Origin of the sequence: Salinimonas sediminis (genome assembly GCF_003429285.1) — a bacterium.
In the GTDB taxonomy this organism is placed as follows: Bacteria; Pseudomonadota; Gammaproteobacteria; order Enterobacterales; family Alteromonadaceae; genus Alteromonas; species Alteromonas indica.
On record NZ_CP031769.1, the window covers coordinates 1,027,695 to 1,044,493 of the forward strand.

The following is a 16,799-nucleotide window of genomic DNA, read 5'->3' on the forward strand; positions in this document are numbered from 1 at the left end:
ATAATGAATAAAAAAAGTCCTATAGATACCGTTAGCGAGCTTCAGCGTCAGGTGAGTAATCTTAATCGCAAGCTTGAAATTAATAGTGCGTTGAGCAAGGTTCTACAAGGGAAATTGCTGGCAAAATTAAATAATTCATCCCAATTGTCTTTGCACGAAGCTGAGTTTCGTGTTTTTTCTCAGTTCGGTGATGATGGGATTATTCAGTACCTGATTAATCTGTTAAATATTCAGCAAAAGACCTTTATTGAATTTGGTGTGGCAAATTACAATGAGTCTAATACGCGCTTTTTACTCGAAAGTAATAATTGGCGGGGGCTGGTTATTGATGGTTCGACTGCTAATGTCGAATATATTAAAAAAACAGAAAATTACTGGCGGCATAATTTAACTGCTATAAATAGTTTTGTTACCACTGAAAATATCAATAAAATATTTAAAGCCGCGGGCTTTACCGGCGAAATAGGGCTGCTACATATTGATATTGATGGAAATGACTATTGGCTGTGGCAGGCTATTGAGGTGATAAATCCGCTCATTGTTATCGTTGAGTATAATAGTTTTTTCGGTAGGGAACGCACAATAACTATCCCTTATGATGCCGGGTTTCAACGTTACAATGCACATGCTAGCGGGCTATACGCCGGGGCTTCATTGCCTGCGCTTTGTCAGTTAGCCAGTAAGAAAGGGTACGGCTTCATTGGTTGCAATAGTGCAGGCAACAATGCATATTTTGTGCGTGATGATCATTTAGGTAGTTTAACCGCCCTTTCTGCGTCTGACGGTTATGTACCGGCAACTTTTCGTGAACATAGAGATGCTGATGGAATGCTCACCTTTTGCCCGCCGCAAGAGGCATTAAACAGCATTCTGGGCATGCCCGTTTATAATACACAAACTAACCTGGTTGAACCGCTCTAAATGAAAGCATCTATCCCTGTTTATCAACCTGAATTAACGGGTAACGAGAAATTATACGTTCAAGAGTGCCTCGATACTTCTTGGATATCCTCACGCGGTCGCTTTGTGTCCGAGTTTGAAACAGAATTCGCAAAAGCAGTAACCACTTCTTATGCGATTTCGGTGTCTAATGGTACCACGGCGTTGCATCTTGCGCTGGTAGCGCTTGATATCGGGCCAGGGGATGAGGTCATCGTTCCCTCTTTTACCTATATTGCGTCAGTAAACGCAATACATTACGTGGGGGCGACCCCGGTATTTGTAGACATCGAACCACAGAGCTGGCAAATGGACTGTGCCCAGGTCGAAAAGGCTATTACCAGTAAAACTCGGGCGATAATGGCGGTCCATATCTACGGACACCCTTGTGATTTGCCCACACTCGCGGCGCTCGCGAAACAGCATCAATTACGTTTGGTTGAAGATTGTGCAGAAGCTTTTGGCTCGTTAGTTGACAATCGGCATGTAGGCAATATTGCTGATATCGCTACGTACAGCTTTTTTGGCAATAAAACGATTACTACCGGCGAAGGCGGAATGGTAGTGACCAATAATGAGGGGCTGGCTACGCGCGTTCGACATTTAAAGGGCCAGGGCCTGATGGAAGGGCGGGAGTATTGGCATGATATTGTAGGTTACAATTATCGGATGACCAATATATGCGCCGCTATTGGTTTAGCTCAGCTTGAGCAGGCAGAGCAATTTTTGGCCAATAAAAAACGTATAGCAGCGTATTACAGAACTAACCTGGCGGCGGTGCCAGTGGCTTTTCAGCAAATACAAGATAACGTAGAACATAGCTGGTGGATGGTTTCTATCCTGGCCGAGACCGCCACGGTAAGAGACCATTTAAGGGAGCACCTTCAGCGAGCAGGCATTGAAACCCGGCCATTATTTAATCCTGTGCATCTGATGCCGATGTATTTTAACGAAGGACTTACTTTGCCGGTTAGTGAAACGCTAGCCCCGCGGGGTCTGAACTTACCCAGTTGGCCCGGTTTAAGTGAAGAACAGCTGCGCTATATTGTCCGCACTATTGAGCAATTCTTTAGATGAAGATTATATTATGCGGCTACCACTGGGCGGGCTGTAGGGCGCTGGACTTACTGTTGGAACAAGCTACAGAGCTATTTGTTTATACCCATGAAGCGCCTTATCATGTAGCTGATTTGATGGCCTTGGCGAATGCCCGTAATATCCGCTTTTCATGCGAAAAAATTAGCGTAAGTAACCTTCCGTTTGATCCGGATATACTGGTTAGTGTTTATTACCGGTATATTATTCCTGGCGATGTCATTAACGCCTGTCAGCAAAAAGCAATAAATTTACACCCATCATTATTACCGCGCTATCGCGGTTGCAGTAGCTTGACCTGGGCCATTATTAATGGTGAAAGCGAAGTAGGGTATAGCTACCATTATATTGATGAAACCATTGATACAGGCAATATCTTAGTCCAGCAGAATATACCGGTATACGATTGGGATACACAGGGGAGCTTGTATTATCGGGTGATGTTTGAAGCGCTAACTACGTTATTACCGGTGGTACAAAAGGTCCTTGCCGGAGAGCCCGGCGCGCCGCAGCAGGGCACCCCAAGTTATTACAAAAGAGGCGCCCCTTACGGTGGGGAGATAGCATCACAATGGCCATTGGAAAAGGTGGCCAGGTTTATTCGTGCTATGACCTTCCCACCTTATCCTGAAGCTACCTATCAGGGCGAGTCCGTACGCACATTGGACGATTTTAAACAGCTACTCGATAGGGATATACCATGAGTTACCGTGTTGCATTGTTACCTGAGCATTTCAAATGGGCCGGTGGGCTCGACTTTCTAAGGCATATTCTTAATGGCTTAATTGCCGTTAAAGCGTCTCACAATGTATCGGTGATCGTTGCGGTTGAGGTGTCATTTCTGGATACCGGGCTGTATCGGCAGTTTCAGGATTTTATTTCGCATACAGGTAATAACGGTATTGAGCAAATAACCTATCAAGCCTGGAATAGCGATTTAGCCGAAGTGTTGTTAGCCCATCAAATTGATATCATATTGCCGGTGAATGCTGACCTCGGTGCACATTTTCCTGTGCCGTGGGTGGCTTACATCCCCGACTTCCAACACAAATACTTGTTTAATAATTTTTCTGAACAGGAATGTTTTCAACGGGAAACCGCATTTGCGGCGCGGCTGCGTGACTGTACCGCCATGTTAGTTAATTCAGCAGCCGTAAAGAACGATATAACTACATTCTATCCTTGGATTAACGCAGAACGTGTATCAGCGTTACCCTATACGCCAGGACCAATGCCTGAATGGTTAGCACTGGAATCAAAACCTGTGCAGCAAAAGTTTGGTATTGATAAAGCCTATTTTATTATGTGCAATCAATTCTGGCTGCACAAAGAACATAAAACTGCCATTGAAGCTTTCGCTAAATTACACGATGCATCGCTAGAACTGGTGTGTACCGGCACGATGGAAGATTACCGGGACCCAGGTTATATAGATAGCATTAAGCAATTGGTGGCGACACTAAAAATTTCCACCAGGGTGAAATTTTTAGGGCATTTATCAAAGGCTGAGCAGATAGGTTTGTTGAAAGGCGCCAGAGCGCTAATTCAACCTACCTTGTTTGAAGGCGGCCCGGGAGGCGGTGCGGTATATGATGCTGTGGCTCTGGATGTACCGGTGATTATTTCAGATATTGCCGTTAACCAGGAAGTTAACGCCCGGCATCTGACCTTTTTTGAAGCCGGCAGCGTGACGGGCTTAGCTGACGCTATGCGCAATTATTCTCAGCCCACTGTCAGGCTAGATGATAAAGCATTGATTGAGACGGGCTATGCTAACCGTGAAAAACTAGGATTGGCGCTAATTGACATCATTGAGTATACCTTGTCCTGTTATCAAGCTACGTAAGCTACTTCAGGTAATTTTCAAGCTGGCAAATGTCGGTAATTTTTTGCTTTGCTTCGTAATGTTCTTCGGCTGTCACATCTTTATGCACCCCAGTTAACACTCGTACGGTATGCATACCCAGTTTATTCAGGTTAATAAAATCTTTCGCCGGATTATCACCGATGTACAGCATATCTTTCCATTCACACTTTTCAGCCTGCCGAATACGCTCAAAGCAATAGGTTGATGGCTTTGCATGCCTGACCCCAAAGCGATGGGTAATAAACACCCGCTTGAAATAGGGTTCTATGTTAAGGGCGGAAATTTTGTTAGCCTGCACCACCTTATTGCCATCGGTCACCAGGTACAATGGCTGGGGCAGCTTACGCAGTAAATCAAGGTGCTTTCGGGGCATCGTAATATCTGGCTTATGCAGCCGGTAGGTGGTTATACACTGCTTTATATTACTGCGGGTGGCTAATCCATAGGGGGCTAACCAGCGGTTAAATACTGCCCCACGGCCATACTTATCCAGCGTATCTATCATGGTATTAAATGAGGCGCTGCTAGTTAACTTCCAGTGCTGCTGGCCATACCTGGCCACCGCGCGAAAGCCGCTTTCCACATACTGACGCTCATCGTATAACGTATCGTCTAAATCAAAAATGTAAATCACAGATACAGATCTCTGGCTATACGAACCTGCCTTATCGGGCTGGGTGAAGGATAATAGGGATAGGCCGCTAAATCATCTCCAAGGCTTTGCGCCAGACTCCAGAACATGCTGTCTACACCCGCTTTAATACCCAGGGTGGACGCACCACCGAAACGACTATTGCATTCAATTATATGTAGCTGGTGTTGCTGGTCGATAATCGCCTGAAGTACTACCGGACCACACAGTCTAAGGGCAGATAACATGCTCTTTATCACACTATCAAACTGCGGCAGACTTACCGTTTGGGTTATCTGAGATTCTCCCTGTTTTACCACTTCGCGGTATCGATAACTATGCCCTTTTACCTGGTAGTTGCTATCCAGCCACGCATCAATACTGATTTCACGGCCCGCTATAAAGGGCTGAAAAATAGGCTGCGAAAGGGTTTTGGCGTGGGCAGTAGCCTGGGCTTTTGTAACCTTTAGCTGCAGGCTTTGGCTACCGGCGCCATAACGTTCTTTTACCACAAGCAGGGGCGCTTCCACCTGCTCTGCGTCCAGGTATGTGGGTATAACCAACCTTGATGTTGCGGCAAAAGCCAACTTGTCCAGACATACGCCAATAGCGTCCGCTGACGCACACAATACAGTTATGCCGTGGGTTATTAACTGTGACGACCACTGTGCCCAAAACAATAACTCACCGTCTCGGCTGGGGATAACGTGCGTAATTCCGCGGGCGATTAACTGCGCTAAAATAGCGTCTTTATGTGCATCAGTTGTGGCTGGCATCAACCAAAACTCATCAGCAACATATTGACTCACGGCATCAGGATCCATGTCTCCAGCAACCACTACTGCATCGGCAGCTAAACGCCGGGCTGCTCCGCGCACGGCTTCAAGCATAGGGACTTTGGCTCCGGCACTGCTAAGTAAAACTTTTAGCATGGCTTAGTCAGTACCCGCTTTTGTATTACTGGCTGAGCTTTACCGGGGGGAAGAGATGCGCGCCGGTTTTGGTACTCAGTTATCCGGGTGCCTTGTTGTGGAGTTTGCCAGTTACCATACATGAAGGTTAAAAAGGCTTCAGCAGCTTGTGGAATAGCAAATGTCTGGTTCAAAAAGACGGTTTCAGCGTAAGTGTCAAAATGCGCAGCGGGGGCAAAAAATAGCCCCGCCGACGAAACCAGCTCAGAATAACCGTTAATGCTTTGGCGCATTTGCAGGCTTAAGTCAAAGGGAATATAGGTGCTGGCAGGGGTGGGGGTAAATTCAATGTTGATGCAGCAGTCACGCCCATCCACTTTAAGTACAACAATATGCCAGCAGATACCGTCATAATGCGGTAATACACGGTATAAATTAGGCGCTATTTCAAGCAATTGAGCGAATTCTCGCTCATCTACTGCCATATCAATGTCGTCATCCCAGGGGATAAGCTGTTTATCACGAATCACGCCCAGCAATGTACCGGAGTCAAGACAGGCACTAAGCCCATGCTGCTGTAAAAAATGTGCCGTAGCGCACAGCAGCTCATGTGCCAGGGCCAAAGTAGGCGGATGGCGAAATGGTTCAGCGGCTTTTAACTGTTGTTTGGTGGGCACCTGAATTTTGTCCCGATCGATACCCAGTTCCTGGGTAAGCTGTTGGGTAATTGCGTCTACCCACTGACTGGTGATAATAAGGCGGTCAAACGTCATATTGGGCAGCGCTTGCGGAGCTATAATCCGCACCCCTTCCAATACGCCGCCCTGGCGCGATATATCGTTGTCAGCAATTGCCACAATATCCAGCTGAGGGTTTTGGGTAATAAAATACTCACCGGCTTTACTGGCCCCAAACAACACCGTGCGCATGCTAAATCAGCTCCCAGCTCATAGGCGTGCCTTTTACGACATCTTGCTTTACCGGTTTACCCAGTAATAGCGGTAAATATTTAGGTGGTAAGCCCAACCCGGGCCGTACCGAGCGTAAATTAGCCGCAGTTAATATTTCACCGGCTTTAATGTCCTGCGCAATATACAGTGAGCGCCGGTGAACCATGGAAGCCTGTTCCTTCGGCGTAGCCCCATACGTTACTTTACCCAGCGCTACCGCGGCGCGGGCCGTCTCTTCTACCAACAGTTTAACTTCGGCAGGTTCCAGTGAAAATTCAGCATCAACTTCGCCGCCATTCCGGTCCAGTACAAAATGCTTTTCAATGACGGTTGCTCCCAGAGCTACGGCAGCCACCGCCACCCCCACTCCCGGCGTATGGTCCGACAGGCCTACCTGACAATCAAACAACTCGGCCAGATGCGGGATGGTGCGCAGGTTGGCATCTACCGGCCTTGCCGGATAATTGCTGGTACATTTAAGTAAAATAAGGTCTTTGCACCCATTGTCCCGCAACACCTGGACCGATTCAGCCAGCTCAGCCTGCGTGGCCATACCGGTAGATACAATCACCGGTTTGCCGGTTTGGGCTACTGCCGCCAGCAGAGCATGATCAATGTTTTCAAAGGAGGCAATTTTATAACACGGTGGATTAAGGGTTTCTAAAAAGGCTACTGCGCTAAGGTCAAACGGTGTGCTAAACGCCAGCAAGCCCTGTTGCTCGGCATACTGAAATAATTCAGCATGCCACTCCCATGGGGTCATGGCTTCACGATAAAGATTGTACAGTGAATTCCCTTCCCACAAACTATTGGGGTCATTAATGAAAAATTCATTCTCATGGACATCAAGGGTAATGGTATCAGGCGTATAGGTTTGCAATTTTACCGCATGGGCGCCGGCATTAGCGGCAGCGTCAATCAGTGCTTTGGCTTTCTCGATAGACTGGCCGTGGTTGCCAGACATTTCGGCAATGATAAACGGCGCAGCGCCGGGGCCAATTGTGTACTGACCGATTGTTATGTTATCCATTGTGTCCTCTAATTAACGCTAGAATCTCGTCCACCACCCACGCTGTGCCGGCGCTTTTCGGGACTAAACGGCGCGCAGTATTACTCATATTATTATGCCTTAGGCTATCACCCTGCAGCGCTTCTATTGCAAGCTGGAGCTGGGATGGCTTTATTTGCTGATGATCACCAAGCCAGTTGCACGCACCTAGCATGTTTAAATGACGGGTGGTCGCTTGCTGGTTATCCGCTACGGTAATAATGATACCGGGAAGGCCCGTTATACAGCGTTCCCAGTGCGTCGTGCCACCGCTACCCACCATAATGCTCGCCTGTTGCATTAGCCTTGCCATATAGTTGCAATGAATATGCAGGGTAACCCACGGCAGCGTCGCTACACGTTCGCTAAGTGCGGTCGTCCACGGATAACTCTGGCCTACTACTATATCGACCTGAAGCGCTGATTCCTTTAACCGGAGTAAGGCGTCCAGAGTAAGGTTGGTTAAATTGTGCTCATCGGCGCCCCCAAAGCTGACCAATACACGGTTGGCCTGGCGAGGTAACGCAGGCTGGTAAAATTCGTCTCTTAGCAGCGCATATTGCGGGCCCAACAATTGCCGTGTGGCAGGCCCCACCAGCCCCTGATAACGGGTTGCCATATCAGCAAACAAATTCTGGTCCAGCAGTAAATCACAATCATGCTTACGGTTGGCCAAATCATCAATTACCATAATGTGGCTAACTTGTGCCCGCATGGCTTGGCTGAAAGTTTCGTCTAACGCATAGTGATCGATAATCAGCAAATCAGCGGGTAACGACTCGCCGAACGCTGCACAGGTAAGGGCTGCATCTTCCAACTGGTTGTTGATTGCCATGGCTGGTAGCAAATGGCAATCAAAGCCAGCCTGCTCGATAGTTGACTGCCAGTGTCCAGGTAAGGCCTGACACACAAAAGTGCAGGTAACGGGCACGCTTTTGTCCGGCTGTCCGCAAGCCGGGGCTTGTACTAAGGCTTTGGCCAATGTCAGACAGCGGGCCATATGGCCTGTGCCGATATGGGTTGAGGCATCAACCCGAAAAATTATGTTCACCCGGCGGCTTCCTGCTGCAAGAGTTTATAAAGTAACTCTGCCCGTACCCAATCTTGTGGGGTATCTATATCCTGAACCAGATGATCTGGCAGCACCAGCATTTTGGAATGTGCTCCAAAGATGTGGCGGCGGGAATCCAGCCAGGTGGTATGGTGGCCCCAGTAAAGCTGTCCTGCATCATGATAGGCTGGGGGCAGGTCCTGCGATCTTTTGGTAATACCGACAGAATCAAATGGTTCAACGCCGCCCGATGCTGTTTGTAATATGGCTCGTTGTATCGGAAACGAATAGCGCGCTGCAGTAAATACGTAGTCCCGCTTTGGCGCCTGCATTGATGCAGCTTCAAGCAAGCCGTAAGCCTCGGCTATCAGGCTGGCGCTTAATAACGGTGCGGTGGCGTAGATACAGGCACAATGGTCCAGTTCCCAGCCACGCTCTATTAGGGTGGCTATGGCGTGACGTACCACCGGCGAGGTGCCGGTATGATCATCAGCCAGTTCGACAGGGCGCATAAAGGGTACCTGGGCCCCATATTCGCGGGCCACCCGGGCTATCGCCTCGTCATCTGTTGAGACCACGACCTCATCTATCACGCCACTGGCCAGCGCTGATTCTATAGAGTAAGCCAGCATCGGTTTGCCGCAGAATGATTTAATGTTTTTGCCTGGTATGCGCTTGCTGCCACCGCGCGCCGGTATAATCGCAATATTCATCAAAAACTCTTACCTGGTCAGTATTTATCACCAGTATAACAAACCCAAAGCATGGCGCATTTATACTTTTTCTGGTTGCGTAAAAAAGCGGTTGGTAGGGCCGGTAAAGATAAAAAAGATATGACAATTCAATGGCTAAAGGAGTTTATTTAAAGGTAACTATGATCAACAGGGCGGGGTACCCACGTTATAAACACACATACCCATAATCTGCTGCAAAAATAGCCGGCTGTGCTACTATCTAACCAGCAACAGGAGCATCTTATGATTAATTTTAATTCAGAAGGCCCTTCGAGCCTGCTTCAGCAGGTTCAGGAAAAGAAAACCGATCTGATGGAAAAGCTGGCCAGCGGGAAGCAGGTGAATAATGCATCCGACGGTGCAGCAGCGCAGCAAATTATCGACCGTTTAACCTCTCAGGTTGAAGGTAACCGTCAGGCAGTCAGCAATGCTTATGATGGTATTTCGCTGGCCCAGGTCGCAGAGGGCGGACTGGCAAATATTAATGAAGATGTGGGCCGCATCAGAGAGTTAGCAGTACAAGCCGGTAATGGCATTTTGTCTGATAGCGACCGTGAAGCTATCCAATCAGAAATTTCGTCATTGCAGGACAACATTAGCCTGACTGCTGAGCAGACCAACTTTGCCGGTAAACCGTTGCTAAGTGGCGATGGGGCATTGCGTTTTCAGGTTGGGGCGAATACAGGCTCTAATGTCGATATACAGACCAATGATGTTATGCGTAACCTGACTGACGTATTAAGTATCGACATAACTTCAGGCGATGCGGATGCCGCACTGGAAGCGGCTGATGCCGCGCTGGAAACGGTAAACGGTTTTCGGGGCGATTTAGGCGCTACTCAGAACCAGTTAGCCAGTACCGCACGTAATCTTACTCAGTCTGATGTAAATACTTCTGCGGCCAGAAGCCGTATTCAGGACCTTGACTATGCGCAAGCGGTCACGCAAAGTGTCACCCAGGATGTGTTGAGCCAGGCAAGTACATCAGTACAGGCACAGGCAAATCAGCAACAGGGACAGGTGCTTTCGCTGTTAAGTTAACCTTGTCATTAAAAATTCTCTAAAAAGCAGGCTCGCCTGCTTTTTTTCTGACCAGAATTGCACGATCAACAGTTGCGCTAGATTCGTTTACCGCTAAAATCATATAGATGCGCTAAACTGTTAATAATAAGAACGCATCTTTTCGGGGATTTAATGAAGGATATTCTGCTCGTTAGCAATAACGGCGAACTGATTCATAAGCTAGAAACCATTGTTTCATTTATCGGTGAACCTTATTCCACTCGCACGTCAGCCTTAAGTGCGCAGTATCTTAGGGAAAACGAGGTAGATGCAGTACTACTGGATTTCGCAGCGCCTTCGGGGCAGGAACTCATTCTGCAGTTTCCGCATATTCCTTTTGTTGCTCTTGTTGAAGAAGATAGCCCGGTGGCCCCGGAACGTAATTTGGTTGGGGTAGTAACCTTGCCCATGACCTATCCGGTATTAACCCAGGCCATTCATCGTTGTCAGGAATACAACCGCCGCCGCCCGGGTTCTGATAAACCTTCGGGAGTAAAAACCCGTTTGTTTCGTTCATTGGTAGGTAAAAGTGAAGAGATTCAAACAGTAAGAAGACTGGTTGAACAGGTAGCTCCCACTGATGCGACGGTACTTATTCTGGGTGAGTCCGGTACGGGTAAAGAAGTTATTGCCCGTAATGTGCATTTCTTCTCCGATCGTAAAGATGGCCCTTTTATTCCGGTTAACTGCGGCGCTATTCCTGGTGAGTTGTTAGAAAGCGAATTATTTGGCCATGAAAAAGGTGCTTTTACCGGCGCCATCAGCGCCCGTAAAGGTCGTTTTGAACTGGCTGAAACCGGTACCTTGTTCCTGGATGAAATAGGCGATATGCCTTTGCAAATGCAGGTAAAACTATTACGTGTTTTGCAGGAACGCACCTTTGAAAGGGTAGGCGGTAATACGCCCATACGTTGTAATGTGCGTATTGTTGCTGCAACTCACCGTAACCTTGAAACCATGATCGCCGAAGATAAATTCCGTGAAGATTTGTATTATCGGTTAAATGTATTCCCTGTAGATAGCCCAGCCTTGCGCGAGCGCAAGGAAGATATCCCGTTACTATTACAGGAACTCATCAGCCGTATTCAGGGCGATGGTGTCGATGCGGTTAAATTCACCGAACTGGCTATTGCCTCTCTGATGGAACATCAATGGGCCGGAAATGTCCGTGAGTTATCAAACCTGGTGGAACGGCTCAGTATTCTTTATCCGGGCCAGATTGTGGATATTCCTGACTTACCGCCTAAATACCAGTACGGTGACGTACAGGCTTACCAACCTGATTATCCAGAAGAACTACTGGAGCGCGATGCCTTCAATGCCTTGTTTGCCGAATCTGCGGCACAAGAAGCGCAACAGCCCCCTGAAGAAGGCGGTGCGGATCTACCGGATCAATCTCAGTTACCTATTGATGGGGTGAACCTGAAAGAGTACTTGTCTGAACTGGAAATCAATTTGATTATTCAGGCTTTAGAACAGCAGGAGTGGGTGGTTGCGCGGGCTGCAGACAAACTGGGAATGCGTCGTACTACGCTGGTAGAGAAAATGCGAAAGTACAATATTCAACGTGAAGAACAGTGCTCGTCAGATAATTGACTGCCTGATTGCCCGCCAAAATTCAACTAACTTGTTGTAAATTAAGTTAAAAATATCTGGCACGCCAAATGCTAGGTAGTATGTCATAAATAACACGTCTGCTTTTTGACGAGGACGACATGACATACGACAGTAGCCATCACAGTGCAATAAGCGACGATGCTTATCTCTTTCGATCGTGCGAGCCATACGCTAGCGATACCGACGATTCCGCACAGGAATTGCATGCGTTGCGCCAGCAAGCAGACCGTCTTTCCCATTTATTGCAAGTGATGCCAGCTGGCGTGATCGTTCTAGACGGCCATGGGTGCGTACGCCAAGCCAATAAACAAGCCATGGACCTGCTGGGTGAACCTTTAGAAGGCGAAATATGGCGTACTATTATTGCCCGATCATTTAAGCCTCGTGCTGATGATGGTCATGAGGTATCACTGTTTGACGGCCGCCGGGTCAAACTGTCTATTACCCCTTTGCAAAACGAACCCGGCCAGCTCATCGTTATTACCGACTTGACCGAAACCCGAGAGCTGCAAGCCCGGGTCAGTCATATGCAGCGTCTGTCCGCACTGGGAAAAATGGTGGCATCGTTAGCCCATCAGATTCGTACGCCTCTGTCTGCTGCTATGTTATATGCAGCGAACCTTACCCGCCCAGAGCTGGCAAAACCGGCATCGGTAGACTTTGCCCAGAAGCTGGGCGCCAGATTGCACGAACTGGAGAGCCAGGTAAACGATATGCTGTTGTTTGCCAAATCCGGCGAAGATCAGGTGGTTTCCCGCCTTACGCTTAGCGATGTCAAAATGGCTGTGGCGCCCACCGCTTTAACTGTTACCGACAGCAAACAACAAACCCTGGTATTTGAAGGTTTTGAAGCGCCGGCGGTGGTGTTGGCAAATCAAACAGCATTGGCTGGTGCACTACTTAACCTTATCCACAATGCCAGCCAGGTCAGTGATAAACATGCACCAATCACAGTGCAGGCGCACGTTATTAAAGGCACGCTTAAACTAAATGTTACCGATACCGGACCTGGCGTGCCAGAAGCTATCAAAGCGAAAATTTTTGAACCCTTTTTTACCACAAAAACTCATGGCACCGGGCTGGGCTTAGCGGTGGTTAAATCTGTAGCCGCCGCTCACAAGGGCCAGCTTAGCGTGGCCGATGGTGCTACGGGTGGAGCCTGCTTTACGCTGACACTGCCCCTGGCTCACCCCACCGATACCGCACAAGATGCAGGAGAATACGCATGAACCACACCAGCATTTTAATTGTGGAAGATGATGCCGGCTTACGTGAAGCGCTGGTTGATACACTGAATCTGGCGCATTACCGGGTTATTTCAGCGTGCAGCGCCGAAGAAGCTATGCATTGTCTGGGGCAGTACGATATCGATCTGGTGGTCAGTGATATCCAAATGGCCAAAATGAGCGGTTTGGTATTGTTAAAACACATTAAAACACGGTTTCCCCAGTTACCCGTTTTGTTAATGACCGCCTATGCCACCATTGATGATGCGGTACAGGCCATGCGCGATGGCGCTACTGATTACTTGTCAAAACCGTTTGCCCCCCAGGTGCTGCTTAATTTGGTTGAGCGCTATGCACCGGCGCAAAAAATAGCATCTCGTACGCCGGTAGCTGCCGACCCGAGCAGTCTCGAGTTACTGGCGTTGTCTCGTAAAGTAGCGCGGTCAGACGCCACGGTAATGGTATTGGGCCCAAGCGGCTCCGGCAAAGAAGTGCTATCGCATTACATACATGACCAGTCGAACAGAGCTGGCTCGCCTTTTGTTGCTATCAATTGTGCCGCAATTCCGGAAAATATGTTGGAAGCCACCTTATTTGGTTATGAAAAAGGTGCATTTACCGGCGCTATTCAGGCTTGTCCCGGAAAGTTTGAGCAAGCCCAGGGCGGTACACTGCTACTAGATGAAATAACCGAAATGGACATGGCATTACAAGCTAAGTTGTTACGGGTGTTGCAGGAAAAAGAAGTCGAGCGGCTAGGCGGACGTAAAACCGTTCAGCTGGATGTCAGGGTCATTGCTACCAGTAACCGAGACTTGCGACAGGCAGTGGAATTAGGTCAGTTTCGTGAAGATTTGTTTTATCGGTTAAATGTATTTCCTATTGTATGGCAGCCATTGGTCAACCGCCCGGGCGATATTGTGCCGTTAGCTGAACATTTGATTGCTCGTCATGCACAGCAACAAGGCCAGACGATTGCTAAGCTTAGTGCTGCAGCGCGCAACAAGCTAACTCAGTATGAATGGCCGGGCAACGTCCGGGAGCTGGAAAATGTCATTCAGCGTGCACTTATTTTAAGCGATGGCGATACCATCGACGCCAGCGACTTAATGATTGACATGATGGCCTCCCTAGCCAGCCACGTGCCGGTTAGTGAACCTGAAGAAGACGCCAGCCGGTTGGGTAGCGAATTACGTTACCAGGAACATCAGATTATTTTAGATACGCTGCAAGCATGTAATGGTAAGCGCAAAGAGGTAGCAGAAAAACTAGGTATCAGCCCTCGTACGCTGCGTTATAAATTAGCCAGAATGCGAGAAGACGGTATCGAAGTGCCAGCCTGAATTGTTCACTTTCCTTAACCCCAGGGTGCACGCCATCATCGCATGCGCCCTGGTTTGTGCTTTTCATTCCTCACGCCTTATCGGCGTATACGCCTAACCTCTGCTCTCTTCGCCAAGCCGAAACCCCTACAGCCTGTCATTTTTTTGGCTTATCCAGCGTAACCTATTGAATGTAAAGTAATATAAAAGTTGGCCCGCAGGTTGCTTTAATCTTCATATAGTCGAATGTCAGACAAGCTTCTGACGGCAGTAAATTTTGGAGAAATACGATGGACATTAAAGCCGACAGTTTGTATCAGGAAATGCAGGCCATGATTGGGCAGGCACGACTGCAAACGAGCGCGACGCCCGAAGTCCAGATGAATCCAAATTCTGGTAGTGAATTTTCGACCATGCTTAAAGGCGCCCTGGAAGGGGTTAACTCAATGCAGATGGATTCAAAACAATTGCAGCACTCCTTTGAAATGGGCGATGCCTCGGTGAGTTTGGCCGATGTTATGGTCGCCAAAGAGAAAGCCGGCATTGCCTTTGAGGCCACGGTACAGGTACGTAACAAAGTGCTTGATGCCTATAAGCAAATTATGAACATGCCAGTATAGGCGGAGAAAAATAGTCATGGCTGATACTGGAACCAATTTAACTGTTTCTGATCCGGACGCCCTTAGCGGCGCGGCAGAGACAGAGAACAAGTCCGGCTTTATGGACACCCTGGGCAGTGCCGATATGATGCGGCAAATGGCACTGGTGGTGGTACTGGTTATTTGTGTTGCCATTGCTGTATTTATTATGATTTGGGCGCAGGAGCCGGATTATCGCCCGTTAGCAAAAATGGAAACCGAAGAGCTGATTGAAACACTCGACTATCTGGATGCCAACCAGATTGACTACAAGCTTGAAGGTAATACCGTTTTTGTCCGTAATGAAGACTTTCGCAATATTCGGCTGGGTATGACGCGCCAGGGGTTGGTGCGTAGTGAGGATGCCGGCACGGATATCATCATGCAGGATATGGGATTTGGTGTCAGCCAGCGGGTCGAAATGGAACGCTTGAAACATGCCCGGGAACAGCAAATTGCCGCCACCATTGAAGACATGTCAAGTATTCAAAAGGCACGCGTGTTACTGGCTCTTCCTAAAGAAAATGTATTTGCCCGGCACGAGAAAAAAGCCAGCGCCACCATCGTGTTAACCGCCAAGCGCGGCAAAGTAATTGCAGGAGAAGAAGTCGATTCGGTGGTCGATATTGTCGCTTCAGCTGTCCAGGGTATGGAACCGTCCAATGTCACGGTCACCGACAGCAATGGTCGTTTGCTTAACTCTGGCTCACAAGACTCAATAAGCTCACGGGCCCGTAAAGAATATGAAATTGAAAGCAAACGTGAAAAGCAGTACCTGCAAAAAATTGATGCTATTTTAATTCCGGTACTGGGGATTGGTAATTATACCGCGCAGGTTGATGTGGCTATGGACTTTACCGCCCGAGAGCAAACTCAACGCAGCTATAATCCGGATTTGCCCGCGGTGCGAAGTGAAATGATCACTGAGCATAACACGGTCGGTGCGGGTAGTGGCGGCATTCCTGGGGCGCTTAGCAACCAGCCGCCGTTAGATGCCAATATACCGGAAGATGCCACAAACGGCGGCAATGGGATGGCACCGGTACCTGGCAGTAACAGCAAAGAATCAACCCGTAATTACGAGTTGGATACCACTATCAGCCATACCAAAAAGCAAACCGGGGTAGTGCGCAGGCTTAGTGTCTCTGTGGCGGTAGACTATCTGTCTACTACCGCTGAGGATGGCACCGTGACCACGGCCCCGCGCAAGCAGGAAGAAGTGCTCAATATCCGCCGCTTGCTGCAAGGCGGACTGGGGTTTGATGTTACGCGGGGTGATTCTCTGGAAGTGGTTAGCGTGCCCTTCACCCGCATGGATGCCGGCGAGATTGAAGCGTTACCGATTTGGGAGCAACCTAAATTCCTGCCTATACTTAAGTTGGTAGTGGGCGGTCTGGTTATTATTGTGCTGATTATCTTTGTTATCCGGCCAATGCTGCGCAAACTGATTAACCCCGATGCTAGCCAGGATGCTGATGACTTTGACGCCGATGAAGGACTGGATTTGGGTGATGAAACTATTAGCATGCTCAATCAGGAATTTGACGAAGGTCAGGTAGGGTTCGCGCCTGATGGTTCATTAATGTTACCTGACCTGCATAAAGATGAAGATGTATTAAAAGCAGTCCGTGCCTTAGTGGCGAACGAGCCAGAGTTGTCTGCCCAGGTTGTTAAGGGCTGGCTGATGCAAGATGAATAGGAGCACCAC

Annotated in this window: 16 protein-coding genes; 10 read left to right on the forward strand and 6 right to left on the reverse strand. The window is 48.4% G+C overall.

The genetic code is table 11. From position 1 onward, the window contains the following. Positions 1-3 precede the first annotated feature (3 nt). Genes D0Y50_RS04650 through D0Y50_RS04665 form a run of 4 tightly spaced genes read left to right on the forward strand, consistent with a single transcriptional unit; the run spans position 4 to position 3,880 of the window. Positions 4-921 carry a hypothetical protein gene (locus D0Y50_RS04650; RefSeq protein WP_117315738.1) on the forward strand — a complete coding sequence of 306 codons (918 nt, stop codon included), beginning with the start codon at positions 4-6 and terminating at the stop codon, positions 919-921. Then, entirely contained in the window at positions 922-2,016 is a 1,095-nt protein-coding gene (locus D0Y50_RS04655) for a DegT/DnrJ/EryC1/StrS family aminotransferase (RefSeq protein WP_117315740.1), read from the forward strand. It begins immediately after the preceding gene. Further along, entirely contained in the window at positions 2,013-2,738 is a 726-nt protein-coding gene (locus D0Y50_RS04660; RefSeq protein ID WP_117315741.1) for a formyltransferase family protein, read from the forward strand. The genes D0Y50_RS04655 and D0Y50_RS04660 overlap by 4 nt, the downstream gene beginning before the upstream one ends. Continuing rightward, complete coding sequence (locus D0Y50_RS04665; RefSeq protein ID WP_117315743.1) at positions 2,735-3,880, forward strand: glycosyltransferase family 4 protein; 1,146 nt, start codon at positions 2,735-2,737, stop codon at positions 3,878-3,880. The genes D0Y50_RS04660 and D0Y50_RS04665 overlap by 4 nt, the downstream gene beginning before the upstream one ends. Before the next feature lies 1 nt (position 3,881). Here D0Y50_RS04665 and D0Y50_RS04670 read toward each other — a convergent pair whose 3' ends face one another. Genes D0Y50_RS04670 through pseF form a run of 6 tightly spaced genes read right to left on the reverse strand, consistent with a single transcriptional unit; the run spans position 3,882 to position 9,205 of the window. Continuing rightward, on the reverse strand, positions 3,882-4,535 hold the full coding sequence (locus D0Y50_RS04670; RefSeq protein WP_117315745.1) for an HAD family hydrolase: 654 nt from the start codon (positions 4,533-4,535) through the stop codon (positions 3,882-3,884). Beyond that, a complete protein-coding gene (locus D0Y50_RS04675; RefSeq protein ID WP_117315747.1) occupies positions 4,532-5,464 on the reverse strand; it encodes an ATP-grasp domain-containing protein in 933 nt (310 codons plus the stop codon). Before D0Y50_RS04675 ends, D0Y50_RS04670 begins: the two co-directional genes overlap by 4 nt. Then, positions 5,458-6,372, reverse strand: coding sequence for a LicD family protein (locus D0Y50_RS04680; protein ID WP_117315750.1), 915 nt, complete (start codon positions 6,370-6,372; stop codon positions 5,458-5,460). The genes D0Y50_RS04675 and D0Y50_RS04680 overlap by 7 nt, the downstream gene beginning before the upstream one ends. A 1-nt stretch (position 6,373) precedes the next feature. Next, entirely contained in the window at positions 6,374-7,423 is a 1,050-nt protein-coding gene (gene pseI / locus D0Y50_RS04685; RefSeq protein ID WP_117315752.1) for a pseudaminic acid synthase, read from the reverse strand. Next, positions 7,416-8,492, reverse strand: coding sequence for a UDP-2,4-diacetamido-2,4,6-trideoxy-beta-L-altropyranose hydrolase (gene pseG / locus D0Y50_RS04690; protein ID WP_117315754.1), 1,077 nt, complete (start codon positions 8,490-8,492; stop codon positions 7,416-7,418). Before pseG ends, pseI begins: the two co-directional genes overlap by 8 nt. Beyond that, positions 8,489-9,205: a pseudaminic acid cytidylyltransferase gene (gene pseF, locus D0Y50_RS04695; RefSeq protein WP_117315756.1), complete on the reverse strand. Its 717-nt coding sequence runs from the start codon at positions 9,203-9,205 to the stop codon at positions 8,489-8,491. The genes pseG and pseF overlap by 4 nt, the downstream gene beginning before the upstream one ends. Before the next feature lie 264 nt (positions 9,206-9,469). On the opposite strand from pseF, the gene D0Y50_RS04700 reads away from it, so the two are divergent. The 6 genes from D0Y50_RS04700 to fliF all read left to right on the forward strand — a co-directional run bounded on the left by D0Y50_RS04700 (position 9,470) and on the right by fliF (position 16,790). Continuing rightward, entirely contained in the window at positions 9,470-10,267 is a 798-nt protein-coding gene (locus tag D0Y50_RS04700; RefSeq protein ID WP_108567856.1) for a flagellin N-terminal helical domain-containing protein, read from the forward strand. Between the two features lie 153 nt (positions 10,268-10,420). After that, complete coding sequence (locus D0Y50_RS04705; RefSeq protein WP_108567855.1) at positions 10,421-11,884, forward strand: sigma-54 dependent transcriptional regulator; 1,464 nt, start codon at positions 10,421-10,423, stop codon at positions 11,882-11,884. A gap of 119 nt (positions 11,885-12,003) precedes the next feature. Next, positions 12,004-13,134, forward strand: a complete 1,131-nt coding sequence (locus D0Y50_RS04710) for a sensor histidine kinase (RefSeq protein ID WP_117315758.1) — start codon at positions 12,004-12,006, stop codon at positions 13,132-13,134. Beyond that, positions 13,131-14,474 carry a sigma-54-dependent transcriptional regulator gene (locus D0Y50_RS04715; protein ID WP_117315761.1) on the forward strand — a complete coding sequence of 448 codons (1,344 nt, stop codon included), beginning with the start codon at positions 13,131-13,133 and terminating at the stop codon, positions 14,472-14,474. Before D0Y50_RS04710 ends, D0Y50_RS04715 begins: the two co-directional genes overlap by 4 nt. Before the next feature lie 269 nt (positions 14,475-14,743). After that, a complete protein-coding gene (fliE, locus tag D0Y50_RS04720) occupies positions 14,744-15,073 on the forward strand; it encodes a flagellar hook-basal body complex protein FliE (protein WP_108567852.1) in 330 nt (109 codons plus the stop codon). A gap of 16 nt (positions 15,074-15,089) precedes the next feature. Further along, positions 15,090-16,790: a flagellar basal-body MS-ring/collar protein FliF gene (gene fliF / locus D0Y50_RS04725; RefSeq protein ID WP_117315763.1), complete on the forward strand. Its 1,701-nt coding sequence runs from the start codon at positions 15,090-15,092 to the stop codon at positions 16,788-16,790. Positions 16,791-16,799: the final 9 nt, after the last annotated feature.